At 60.3% G+C, this 12,420-nt stretch carries 8 protein-coding genes and 1 pseudogene; 5 read left to right on the forward strand and 4 right to left on the reverse strand.

Annotation, left to right across the window (positions count from 1 at the left end):
• A partial coding sequence (locus BMY91_RS22715) for a serine hydrolase domain-containing protein (protein WP_143054099.1) occupies window positions 1-672 on the forward strand: 672 nt, incomplete at its 5' end.
• Window positions 673-1,119: 447 nt separating this feature from the next.
• Window positions 1,120-2,269: pseudogene (locus BMY91_RS22720) on the forward strand (IS3 family transposase).
• Window positions 2,270-3,479: 1,210 nt separating this feature from the next.
• On the opposite strand, the gene BMY91_RS22725 reads toward BMY91_RS22720, so the two are convergent.
• The 4 genes from BMY91_RS22725 to BMY91_RS22735 all read right to left on the reverse strand — a co-directional run bounded on the left by BMY91_RS22725 (window position 3,480) and on the right by BMY91_RS22735 (window position 8,418).
• Entirely contained in the window at window positions 3,480-5,228 is a 1,749-nt protein-coding gene (locus BMY91_RS22725) for a CocE/NonD family hydrolase (RefSeq protein ID WP_090826411.1), read from the reverse strand.
• Window positions 5,225-5,401 (reverse strand): hypothetical protein, encoded by a 177-nt coding sequence (locus BMY91_RS23255; RefSeq protein WP_177179994.1) that lies wholly within the window; start codon window positions 5,399-5,401, stop codon window positions 5,225-5,227. Before BMY91_RS23255 ends, BMY91_RS22725 begins: the two co-directional genes overlap by 4 nt.
• Before the next feature lie 79 nt (window positions 5,402-5,480).
• The gene (locus BMY91_RS22730; RefSeq protein WP_090826414.1) at window positions 5,481-6,980 is read right to left on the reverse strand and encodes a CoA-acylating methylmalonate-semialdehyde dehydrogenase; all 1,500 of its coding nucleotides are present in this window, start codon (window positions 6,978-6,980) and stop codon (window positions 5,481-5,483) included.
• Window positions 6,981-7,047: 67 nt separating this feature from the next.
• Window positions 7,048-8,418, reverse strand: a complete 1,371-nt coding sequence (locus BMY91_RS22735) for an aspartate aminotransferase family protein (RefSeq protein ID WP_090826417.1) — start codon at window positions 8,416-8,418, stop codon at window positions 7,048-7,050.
• A gap of 464 nt (window positions 8,419-8,882) precedes the next feature.
• On the opposite strand from BMY91_RS22735, the gene BMY91_RS22740 reads away from it, so the two are divergent.
• The 3 genes from BMY91_RS22740 to BMY91_RS22745 form a co-directional block, all read left to right on the forward strand.
• A complete protein-coding gene (locus BMY91_RS22740) occupies window positions 8,883-10,484 on the forward strand; it encodes a PucR family transcriptional regulator (protein ID WP_177179995.1) in 1,602 nt (533 codons plus the stop codon).
• 767 nt (window positions 10,485-11,251) lie between these two features.
• The gene (locus BMY91_RS23680; protein WP_371261074.1) at window positions 11,252-11,743 is read left to right on the forward strand and encodes a hypothetical protein; all 492 of its coding nucleotides are present in this window, start codon (window positions 11,252-11,254) and stop codon (window positions 11,741-11,743) included.
• 15 nt (window positions 11,744-11,758) lie between these two features.
• Window positions 11,759-12,420, forward strand: a 662-nt coding sequence (locus BMY91_RS22745; protein WP_143054100.1) for a serine hydrolase domain-containing protein, incomplete at its 3' end; no start/stop codon positions are given.

Below are 12,420 nucleotides of genomic sequence, written 5' to 3' on the forward strand. Positions count from 1 at the left end.
CCGGCCGGAGTAATTACGGGCACAGTTGAGGATCTGCTCATGTTTGCATCGGCCCATATGCGCGATGGGCTCGGACTGAATGGCAAGCGAATCCTGTCCGAGGAATCAGCGCGACTTATGCGGACGCCGCAGTTCGACCTATCGACCGTCTCCACTGTGGATCAGGCATGGGGCTTGGGGTGGGTTTTGTCGGACTGGGGGACTGCGACTGCTGTTCGCCATGGCGGAGCTACTATCGGCCAGATTGCCAGTCTTCACACATTTCCCGAAGCAAAAGTGGCCATGGGTATCCTGACAAACTCACGCGGTGGGTCCCTTCTGGCAAAGGAGTTGGAGACTGCAATTGGCGCTGAGCTGGGACTCACCTATCCCAAACCCGTCGCTGAAGGCGCCAGCGATGACTTCGACAGCAGTGGGCTGCTCGGTACCTATGAATCCACGACGGCACGTATGAAGTTGACCCGGCGGGAGGACGGGCAGCTTCTGCTGACTGCTTCGGCAAAGCTTAACGTAAATGGGGAACCAGACGGGCCGCCGTACAAGGTCCACATGCTGTCGAATTCCAGATTCATGGCTGATCCCGAAGGATCGGCTACCGAATTCCAACACTTAGTAATCGATGGCGTTGAATTTCTTTACTCCACTCGGCTTTACAGCAAAGTATCTGACTAGATTCTTGTCGTAGTGACACCCGTCCGCGTCAGCCTGCCAAGGGCTGGCGCGGACGCTCATCGATATCGACGTGCCCGTTTCTGGGCGCCGAACTCTTGCCTCGGTATTGCCAAGTCCTCGGCGTCCAGACAAAAGGGGCTCCCGGGTCTTGCGCCCGGGAGCCCCTTGCAGTCTGATCAGGGTGTCACCACCGAATAGTGATAGCTCGGTTTGGTGGTTATCCCCTCCGATACCCCGAACGCGCCACTACCTGTTCAGGTGCCTCATCGAGCCGACAATTTGCAACGACTACGTGACGCCCACATGTCTTAGGGGCAAATTCTCATCTCCGCGCCGACCTCGATGCTTGGCCGAATCCCAGTGGCTGTGGTTGGGGCCCCGGGTAGAAGTCCAGTGTTTGTGTGAGTTTCGTGTCCGAGAATGGACACAGGAGGAAATTCACGAATCATGGCACGCAGACACACCCCGGAGCAGGTCATCGCCAAGGTCCGTCAGGGCCAGAAGATGCTCAACGATGGACGCCCGATGGTCGAGGTCATCAAGGAGCTCCAGGTCACCGAGGCGACCTGGTACCGCTGGCTGAACCAGTACGGGTCCGAGAAGAACGCCGAGGCGTCCAAGCGGACCAAGGAGCTGGAGAAGGAGAATGCCCGGCTCAAGCGACTGCTGGCGGAGAAGGAGCTGGCTATCGACATTCTGAATGAGGTGGCGAAGGGAAAATTCTGAGCCCCGAACCCCGGCGCCGTGCCGTGCGCATGGCGGTGGAGAAATTCGGGGCGTCCGAACGCTTCGCCTGCAAAGTCCTGGGGCAGAACCGGTCCGCGTTCGGCAAGAAGATGCCGGAGACAGGCGTCCAGGAGGCTCAGCTGCGGATGGAGCTGCGGGCCGTGGCCGGCAAGCACCCAGCGTGGGGCTGGCGGAAGGCCCGCTGGCACCTGCTGGGACAGCCGGCATGGGAAGGTGTGGTGCTGAACAGGAAGCGGATCCGCCGACTGTGGCGCGACGAAGGGCTCACCTGCAAACCCAGGGCCAGAAAGAAGCGCCGCACCGGGCCCGGCGCAGGGGAACTGAAACGCCTGACGGCCGAGTATCCGATGCATGTGGTCAGCTTCGACTTCCAGTCTGACGTGACCTCCTGCGGACGGCACATCCGGTTCTTCAACGTCATCGACGAATACACCTGCACCGCGCTGGCGATCATCCCGCGCAGGTCGTTCAAAGCCGCCGACGTCGTTGCCGTGTTGGAGAACATCATCGCCGAAACCGGCACACCGCACCGACCTACCTCAGATGTGACAACGGGCCGGAGTTCACCGCTGCCGCACTGATCGAGTGGTGCAACACCGCCGGCGTGGACACCGCGTTCATCGACCCTGGATCGCCCTGGCAAAACGGCTTCATCGAATCCTTCAACGCCCAATTCAGAAGGGGAGAACTCTCCGGCGAAATCATGGACACCATGGCCGAAGCAAAGTATTTGGCCGAGGAATGGAAAGCTATCTACAATCATGAACGGCCCCACGGCTCCCTGAACGGCATGACGCCGAACCGCTATTGGGACAACTGGACGCAAGAAAACCAATCAGCTATCGCATAGACGCTGGACTGCTAACGGGGGCCCAACCAGCTGCGCCCGACCCTCCACCATCGAATTTGCAGGCCCTGGCCGCGTAGACCGTCTTCCTTTCTCAAGGTCATCCCAGGCATCACGGATGGGTCGAATTTCGAGTGGACCACACCCGAAGGTCCTTCCAACGTCTGCTGCGCCCAGCGAGGACAGCGGGAAACGTGAGTCTCCAGTGACGATAGCGCGGCTGGTGTAACCCAAAAGGACTGCCCGTACACCAGGCGAACAAGGGCGCCAGCACACGCTACTTTGGCATTCAGGACTCATCTATTTCTTGCAAATATGAATGGATAACTCCCCACACATAAGAACCGAGCTTTTCGGCGGGGACAAGCGAATGCATACAGTTGAAGGACTAGTTCAGCTAGGGACTGCCGAAGACGCTGCAGTGTCCCAATGTGCGCTGATGCCGCCATGGCAAGTCCATCTGGGAGCTGGACGTAGGGCCGCGGACTTTCCTCGGCCTCCCGAGACCATAAGGCAAGACTGAAAAAGGAACAGTGGGGCCGAATCAGTCGGCAGTTTCACCCCGGATGAGCTCAGGCCAGATTGACATTCTCACCTTTGAGTGATGTGTGTGGCCTGCTGTGATTGTCGATGAACTGCGGGAAACAGCTCTGGCGTTCGGCTTCTGGTGCGTAACGGCGCGCGTAGGCCCACTCTTTTAGGAGGGTGCCGTTGAATCGTTCACTTTGCCGAAAATTCCCGCGTCGGAGAGGTGGGTGCGTTTGTGTCTGATGCCGACGCCTGTCAGTACTTGGCCAGGACGCGAGATCGGTAGCAGGCTTTCTGGATGGTCGTCGACGGCGTCCTGATGAGGGTTTAGCCGCGTAGCTGGCCCGGTTCTTGCGGGTTCTTTCAAGCGTTTGGGGGTCCGGAGTTCAACGGCCCGGCGTTCGGTGCATAACGCTCCGATGGGACCTGCCAAAGCCGACTGGGCCGTGGGCACCGGGACGTTGAATCGCTGCCCGCCCTTGCGCAAAGGCCAGCGATCTTCAAGGAAACAATAGGGCCAGCTTTTAGCCGGCCAGCAGGGCCTGCGCGTTGGAGTGGGAGACGAGGACCTCCAGGATTGCGTGTTTGCTCTCGAAAAAGCATCACGCAATACCCGGAGGTCCTCTTGTTGCATCACCCAGGCCCGGGTGTCACCGACTTGCCGGGATAGTGCACCTGGCCGATGTCATGGCTGGTCGGCCGCTGACGCGTGATCGGCGTCTCGTTCGACCACCTGGACGATGAGCCGGGACGGATGCTCCGCGTCGTGCAGAATCGTCTGGTGCGCCACAACTGTACGGCTCTCTTGGAACGGGTTGTCCGCGCCGGTGTTGGTGTTGCGGTCGTAACGGGGTGACCAGCTGCTGGTGATCTCCAGTCGGATGCGGTGCCCGACGCCGAATCGGATGCCCACCGCGTCCATCGGGATATCGTACTCGTAGGGGCGGTCCGGCTCGAGCAGGGCCGGCGTAGTGAAGCCGTCACGGAACCTGGCACGCAGCACGCCGTGACACAGGTACCGGGCGGCGCCATCCGGGTGGACATCGACCAGACGGGCGTGCCAGTCGGTGTCCGTTGCCGAGGAGGCAGCCCAGAGCTTAAGCCGCACCGGACCCACCACGTCGATGTCCTTTGTCAGGGCAGCCGTTGTGTAGCAGAGCACGTCCGGCCGCTGGCTCGGGATCCGGTCATCCACCGGACCGTCGGCGCTCATGTGGAAGAACGCGTGCACCGGGTTCAACGGGTCGTAGTCGTATTCGTCCGCGGGGCTGTCGCCCTGGATCTCCCAGGTCAACCCGCCGTCGCCGAGCAGGCTGTTGGCGTGGCCATCCGAGCTGAGGAACAGCTCGCGGTCGACCGCTTCGGCGAGCGGCCAGCGGTCCGAGGCCCACCACTCGTTGGCGCCGATCACGAAGACGTGCACCGGGTCCTCGTCGTCCTCGGCCGGCATACCCTTGAGATGCCGGTCGAAGAATTCAACGATATGACCGTCGAGATCGATCACCGCCTGGTCGCCGAAGTCGACGCCGTTGAGTTGACGAGTGTTGTTCATCCAGTGCGGCCACGGTCCGATGATGAGCCGCTGACCGTCACGAGCTTCGGCGGTCGCCGCGCCAGCGCGCATTCCCGGGTAGTTGTCCAGGGCTCCGGGTAGGTTCATGTCCCACCAGCCGGTGATGTGCAGTGCCGGTGTCCGGATCTGGTCCCAGCAGCTGAAGTCGCCGCGCGCCCAGAACTCGTCCAGCGTGGGGTGCTGGAGCATCTCGGCGATCCATGGGCTTTGCGCGCCCTGGGCTGCGGGAATGTCGGCGAATGGCAACGCCATCGACGAGGGCCGGTCCTCGGCCCAGAGCTTGCTGCCGAAGTCGGTACTCTGGAAGGACCGATACCCCATATCGACCGCATACTGCACCATCGGCGCAAGGAATGCCCCGCCGCGGAGGGGCTCGTTGGCCCACATAGAGCTGGGCGTGGCCGCTATCGGCACGATGGCTTTGAGGTGCTCGCTGCCGCTGCGGGCCGCGAACCACTGCACCGACGCCTCGTAGGAGACGCCATACATGCCGATGTTGCCGTCGCACCAAGGCTGCCCGGCCAGCCACTCCAGGGTGTCAAACCCGTCGTCGAATTCGGCGAAGTACATCCCCCACCGACCGTCAGAGTTGAAACGGCCGCGGACGTCCTGAGCCGCGATCGCGTAGCCCGCCCCGAGCAACGCCTGCAGTACCGGACGTGGCGTGTCGATGTGCCTGTTCTTGTCATAGCACGTGCGGCTCAGCACCGTCGGGAACGGTCCTTCGCCGTCCGGGAGCAGCACGTCCAACGCCAACTCGACACCGTCACGCATTGGCACCATCAAGTTATGGCGGCGCCGCGCCCGGCCCGACGGGGGCGGGTCGGCGACTCGCGCCGGTGAAGCCTGCCGTTTGATCATGAACGGCCACCTCCAATAGATGCGGAGGCAAAGCCGGACACAAGGGTGCCCGGCGTGGAGATGCAGGCCGGATGGTGGTCCGCCAGCCTTGGCGTTAACTCGTGAATGCCATCGACGGTCGAGAATGTGCTGATCGGTGGGATGGAACCAATGATCAGGTGCATTTCGTTCATGTACTGACTCCTTTCGTAGTTGGCGGTCGGATCGGTTGAGCACAGCTGACTACGACGTGCTGTCATAGCTGGACTAAGGCTAGCTTCCTTCGGGCATGATGAAGCTGGCGCCGTGGCGGATGCCGGAGGGCCACCGCGACGTCACGGTCTTGGTTTTGGTGTAGAAGCGGAAGGCGTCGGCACCGTGCTGGTTCAGGTCGCCGAAACCGGAGGCTTTCCAGCCGCCGAAGGTGTAATAGGCGATCGGGACGGGAATCGGAACGTTGATGCCCACCATGCCCACCTCGACGCGGCTGGCGAAGTCACGGGCGGAGTCGCCGTCGCGGGTGAAGATCGCGACGCCGTTGCCGAACTCGTGCTCGCTGCAGAGCCTGAGCGCTTCGTCGTAGTCAGCTGCGCGCAGCACACTGAGGACGGGGCCGAAGATCTCTTCCTTGTAGATCTTCATGTCCTTGGTGACATGGTCGAAGAGCGTGGGGCCAACCCAGAACCCACCGTCGTAGCCGTCCACCGTGAGGCCACGGCCGTCGGTGACCAAGGTGGCGCCTTCGTCCACGCCGGACTGGATGTATCCCTCGATCCGTTCCTTGGCGGACTGCGCTACGACCGGGCCGAAGTCCGAGTCCTTGGCCAGGCTGTGGCCCACCTTCAGGTCCTTGACGCGTTCGGTTAGTTTGGCCACCAGGGCATCGGCGGTTTCCTGGCCGACCGGCACGGCCACGGAGATGGCCATGCAGCGTTCGCCTGCGGAACCGTACCCGGCACCGATCAGGGCGTCGGCTGCCATGTCCAGGTCGGCGTCGGGCATGATCACCATGTGGTTCTTCGCCCCGCCGAAGCACTGCGCGCGTTTGCCGTGCGCTGCTGCGGTGGCGTAGATGTACTGGGCGATGGGCGTGGAGCCCACAAAGCCGATGGCCTTCACACGCGGGTCCTCCAACAGCGCATCCACGGCTTCCTTGTCACCGTTAATCACGTTGAAGACGCCGTTCGGCACCCCGGCTTCGCTGTACAGCTCGGCCAGGCGCAACGGAACAGAGGGGTCCCGCTCAGAGGGCTTGAGGATGAACGCGTTGCCGGCGGCAAGAGCCGGGCCGGACTTCCACAGCGGGATCATGGCCGGGAAATTGAACGGGGTGATGCCTGCGACCACGCCCAGGGGCTGGCGCAGCGAGTGGACGTCGATCCCCGCACCGGCGTTGTCCGAGAATTCGCCCTTGAGCAAGTGCGGCGCCCCTGCGGAGAACTCGACAACCTCGATGCCGCGCTGGATGTCGCCCTTGGCGTCCGCGAACGTCTTGCCATGCTCGGAGGACAACAGCGTGGCGAGCTCGTCCATGTTCTGGGTCACCAGGTCAACGAACTTCAGCAGGATCCGTCCCCGCCGCTGCGGGTTCATGGCCGCCCATTCGAGCTGGCCCTTCTCGGCATTCGCGACGGCGTTGCGGACCTCGTCCGCGCTGGCCAGCGGGAGCCGGGCCTGGACCTCGCCCGTGCAGGGATCGTAGACGTCGCTGAAGCGGCCCGATGTGCCATCGACCCTTTGGCCGTCTACGTAGTGTGAAAGCTCGCGCACCATGTGAATTACTCCTTGTGAATGGCTGATGTCGTGAAGTCTGGCTTGGTTGAGGTGCCTCTTCATGTCGTCAGCTGTCACTGCCGACTACATATTTGTCCGCAATGGCAAGTGCTGCATCGATCATGTCCAGTCCCTTGTGCGTATCTGCATCCGAGATGTTGCAAGGGGGCACCACATGGATTCGATTGAAGTTGACGAACGGCAACATTCCCTGAGCCTTCAAAAATGCAGAAACCTCATTCATGGCAGGGCTTGAACCGCCATAGGGTGCCATCGGCGCACGGGTAGCTGGGTCACTAACCAGCTCGAGGGCCCACATGACGCCTTTACCGCGCACATCGCCGAGGCTGGGATGGGAGTGAGCCATTTCATGCAGTCGTGGTCCGATCACCTCTTGTCCCAGACGGCGCGCATTGTCTATGAGGCCCTCGTCCTCCATGACATTGATCGCAGCAACTGCGGAGGCGGCAGCGAGGGGGTGGCCCGAGTAGGTCAGGCCACCTGGATAGGCGCGCGAGCCAAAGTAGGATGCGATTTCGTCGCTGATGGCAACGCCACCTAGGGGAACGTATCCGGAGTTAACGCCCTTGGCAAAAGTCAGCAGGTCGGGCGTGACTCCCGTGTCGCCAATGGCAAACCAGGATCCAGCCCTGCCGAAACCGGTCATGACTTCGTCGGCAATCATCTTGATCCCAAACGTTGTGCAGATTTCACGCACGCCTTGCATGTAACCCGCGGGTGGCACCATTACGCCAGCCGTCCCCGGAATTGATTCCAAGACAACTGCGGCGATGGTCGTGGGTCCCTCAAAGGCGATTGTGCGTTCAAGGTGTTCAAGCGCGCGCTGGCATTCCTGCTCTTCAGTCTCTGAATGGAATGCTGACCGGTACAGGAAGGGTCCCCAGAAGTGGACTGTCCCGGTATTTCCATAGTCGTTAGCCCAACGGCGGGGATCGCCGGTCATGTTGACCGCGGTGGTGGTTCCCCCGTGGTACGACCGATAGGTGGTTAGGACCTTGTAACGGCCCGTCACAAGGCGTGCCATCCGGACCGCATGCTCGTTGGCATCCGCGCCACCATTAGTAAAGAAGACCCTGTTGAGATCGCCGGGGGTCCGTTCCGAGATGAGGCGGGCTGCTTCGCTGCGCACGTCTACCGCGTACTGTGGCGCCACCGTGCAGAGCTTCCCTGCCTGCTCCTGAATGGCCCTTATGACACGGGGGTGCTGATGGCCGACGTTCATATTGACGAGTTGGCTGGAAAAATCCAAGTAGCTGTTGCCGTCACCATCCCACACATAACTTCCCTCAGCCCTTGTAATAACCATGGGGCGCAACGCATCCTGCGCCGACCAAGAATGAAAGACATGCTCTCGGTCTAGACGATAGGCTCGGGCCGATGCTGTTTCGGTCGTCGCACTGGTGTCGATCATGCTCATTTGTTCCTGTCTCTTCACGCTGGTCCCCGCTCGGGATCCTCCCCTCGCTGGTTAGTCCAGAATCGCCGAATAGAGAAACAGAACGAAGAGACATGTTGTCTGTATCAGGTGCGTTTCCCGACACTATGTCTCGATTCTCATCAGATGCCTTGGTTGATGCGGCCACCCCGTGGGGAACAGACTTTTTCAGCGTTGCCTGGATTTACCCTTGCGGCCCCCGTCGATGGCGATCAAGCTCGAGGATGACCACACTATGGAAGGGATACCGTCCCTGCTTGGAGCAAACCAAAGCCCACCGATACCCTGACCGAACGTTCGAAGGTTGTACTTGTCCATGGAGCGGCTATCGCCATACCATCGGCACGATAGCTGCCGCGTACCAGGTTCCTTCCCTCTGTATCCCGCGTTCCACTATGTTTGACTGTCGAAATATTGCAGTATGCCTACGTCCGTCGAGGAGGAATATGTTGCCCACTGTGAGGCAAGTGCTGGCTACTCAGGTCCTGGCCTCCGCAGAACCGGAGATTCTCGCTGCGGCACACCAACTCGACCGGCCAGTTCGTTGGATACACCCAGCAGAAGTATCCGATATCGCCCACCTGCTACGTGGAGACGAACTAGTGATGACAACAGGCTCATTTCTGCCGGTGGACGACCAGGGCCTTGGCGCATACGCGGAATCCCTGGCTGCCGCCGGAGCCGCGGGACTTCTCCTTGAGCTTGGGAGAAAATGGCAAGAAGTTCCGGAGGCCCTCACTAACGCTTGCGCCAAGGTCGAGCTACTCCTCGTGGCGCTTCACCGGGAAGTACGTTTCGCCGAAGTAACTGAGCAGATCGGGGGCCTCATCCTTGAAGCGCAGGTTGAAGACCTTAGGGCCATTGACCACGTCCACGAGACTTTTACACGGCTGGATTTGGAGGCATCGGGACCGGAGGACATTCTCGCTGCTGTTGCATTGTCAGCCGGTTTCCCAGTGGTTTTGGAAACAACGCGGCACCAGGTTATCGGGTTCGACAGCGCTGGGCGGAACACCTCAGACATTCTTAGGGACTGGACGCGGCGGTCAAGGGCGGCCGTGTTATTTGGACGTACGGGATACGACCGTCGCAAGGGTTGGCTGATGACTGTTGTTGGGTCACGCGGCGACGACTGGGGCCGTCTTGTGCTCATGACTGACGCATTGCCCAGCCGCCGCGACTACGTTCTCCTGGAACGTGCAGCAGGAGCCTTGGTTCTTCACCAGATGCGGACCCGGGCACGAGACAGTATTGAACGCAATACGCATACGAACCTGCTCGCTGATCTTCGCTCCGGTCGCCCGTCACCGGAGCTCGCACTGCGGTGTGAAGCTGCTCAATTTCCCGTGCAGTCTCGGCAATTTTTTGCGATAGGGATCAGGGGACGATTCCCCCTCGAAGGGTCCAAGCAGTGGCCTCCCTCGGACGTCGCGATGCTCCTGACATCATCGGCGCGGGCGCTTGGACTCCCAATGATTGTCGGGCTCGATACGGACCATGTCCTCGGCCTGGCCAGTACACCGTCGGACACTTCGGTAGATGGAGTCTTGAGAAGGCTCACTCGGGAGTTAGGAAAGTCCGGAGGATTTGTTGTGGCCTGCGGAGAAGTGGTGGAAAGCATCGACCAAGTATTCCGAACGTTGATCGATGCGCGGAACATCCTGGCCGCCACTACCGACGAGGATCAGAGACCCTGGGTGACCCTTGCGGATGTACATCTACGCGGTCTTATTCATCTATTACGCGACGACGAACGGCTAAACCTGTTCGTCCGGCGCGAATTGGGGCCACTCGTTTCTTATGATGCCAGGCACGGCACCGAGTTACTCGAACTACTCTCCGTTGTGCTCCAGACACCTGGCGGGAAGGCGGCTGCCGCTAAGCGGCTCCTGCTATCGCGAACGGTTTTGTACGATCGCCTAGCTAGAATCGAAAAAGTCTTGGGAGTCAGTCTCGATGACCCTCATATCCGCACTTCCCTTCACGTAGCGGTTACGGCCTACAGCCTCTTTGATGACGAAGCATCGGGTAGGACACTCGCGCCCTGAAGACTCGGGACCAAACGGAAACCACACCCCTACGGCTCGAGCGAGTTGTCAGGGAGCCTTAGGATCTGCCAGGAAACGGCTGCTTAGTTGCGGAAACCAGCGGAATCCGGGGCTGGTCCGGTCGATGAACGACCCAGCCCGGGCGAAAAGTGTGGGTATTGTCCGCGCCGCCGGGTCACCCTGGACCTGACTGAACTCCAAGCAGTCGAGATCCGAAGCCTATTCGCTGCTATCGCCGAGGATCGACCAGCGTGCCCTCCTGCGAAGAGGGCTGGCGCGTAGTCGAAGCCCCCGAGCATTCCGCCCGGGTGCCCCTACCAGCCAGGTCGTTGATCCCGCTCCCTTACCCAAATTGAACACCGACGTGCGGCCAGGCCCTGGCCGGCTGATGAGGTAGAGCCACGTGTCAACCTTTGTCCACGCGCTAGAGTAAAAACCCCTGGCGAGGGGTATGCCTTGCCCGCCATCGAGAGACCGGAACCATAGACGGCCCCACGGAAGCAAGCAAGGGCCTCCTGGAATACCTCCGCGGCCCAGTACTGAGTCGCAAGTGCACCAACTACGTCACCAGATCACTGATGTCATCCGGCGGCTTCGGACCGAAACTGGGGTAGACCGCCCTCTCACTCGCGCGTTGTGCGATTTGACAATACTCAAGCCAATGTCGCTGCACCACGCCCTGTACTTGATCTGCGTCACGCTGGAAGACTGAATTTGTGAAGAGCCCAATATCCACGGATAAGAGGATAGGCCTGCCTCCGCCGACAATGGACCCAGCGCGTGAAGACAACCACGAGGTTGTATCGCAGGAAGTCACGGCGATTGGGGCTAGCAGCCTATGGATTGCATATGTCGCACGCCGCCTTACTCGCCTAGTTTCGGTAGCGGTCCTCGTCACCCCCGCATACTTAATGCTTCTTTTGTTGCCCGGGGGTCCAGCCAAGCTGTCGCTGGGTGCCGATACAAGGCCCGAACATGTACTACGCAGGCGGGCAGAGCTAGGCCTGGACGACTCGGTCCCGCTGCCATGGGGACTGTCGGAGTTGCGGGATGTCCTGAGTGGCAGGCGGCAGAACGCGCGCTCGTCTCGGATGCAGATGTCCTTCCGTTGGGATGGACCGATAACACTGTCTTCATTCAGGGATTCACGGCTAGTCAGTCTGGCGTTATTGACCCTTGGTCGATCCGCCTGTCTGAGTAACTGCCAGGGAAAAAACACTCTGGTTACCGGTTCAGTTTTCTCCCGCTGGGAACAATAATTCTTAGGAGCATTAATGTCCGTAACAATTCCGTCAGATCTGTTGAGCACGCCGGAATGGCAGGAGAGGCTTGATTCTCTCGCCAAGAAGCACGCCGTCCCGGGAGTGCAGGTCGGTTTGATTGCTCTTGATTCAGAGGGCGAGGTTGATCTGCGTGTTTTGACGACCGGGGTGACCAGTCTCGCCACTGGTGTCGAGGTCACGCCGGAGACGATCTTCCAATACGGGTCAATCACGAAGATCTGGACCACAACTCTCATCATGCAGTTGGTTGACGAGGGGAAACTCACTCTCGATACCTTGGTAGTTGATGTTCTTCCTGACTTCAAAATCGCTAACTCTGATTATTCAGGCCTGATTACCGTGCGCCACTTGTTGACACATACAAGTGGCATTGACGGCGATCTCTTCACTGACACAGGGTATGGCGATGACTGCATTGAGAAGTACGTTGCGTCGTTGTCCACAGCCATCAGCATTACTGCACCCGGAGGACCGTTGAGTTACTGCAACTCCGGGTTCAACGTTGCCGGAAGGATCATTGAAGTTCTCCGCGGGAAGGCCTGGGATGATGTGCTGGTTGATTATCTCTATGAACCGTTGGGCCTCAGCCACGTCATCACCAGGACTAAGGATGCCCCGCTGTTCCGTGCTGCAGTCGGTCACCTGGCAAGTGC

It is taken from the genome of Arthrobacter sp. yr096 (assembly GCF_900108925.1).
Classification (GTDB): Bacteria; Actinomycetota; Actinomycetes; order Actinomycetales; family Micrococcaceae; genus Arthrobacter.

Bases quoted from the DNA above. Each gene is read 5' to 3' on its own strand.
- BMY91_RS22725 (WP_090826411.1), bottom strand. From the start codon at position 5,228: ATGATCAAACGGCAGGCTTCACCGGCGCGAGTCGCCGACCCGCCCCCG.
- BMY91_RS23255 (WP_177179994.1), bottom strand. From the start codon at position 5,401: ATGAACGAAATGCACCTGATCATTGGTTCCATCCCACCGATCAGCACA.
- BMY91_RS22730 (WP_090826414.1), bottom strand. From the start codon at position 6,980: ATGGTGCGCGAGCTTTCACACTACGTAGACGGCCAAAGGGTCGATGGC.
- BMY91_RS22735 (WP_090826417.1), bottom strand. From the start codon at position 8,418: ATGAGCATGATCGACACCAGTGCGACGACCGAAACAGCATCGGCCCGA.
- BMY91_RS22740 (WP_177179995.1), top strand. From the start codon at position 8,883: ATGTTGCCCACTGTGAGGCAAGTGCTGGCTACTCAGGTCCTGGCCTCC.
- BMY91_RS23680 (WP_371261074.1), top strand. From the start codon at position 11,252: ATGGACCCAGCGCGTGAAGACAACCACGAGGTTGTATCGCAGGAAGTC.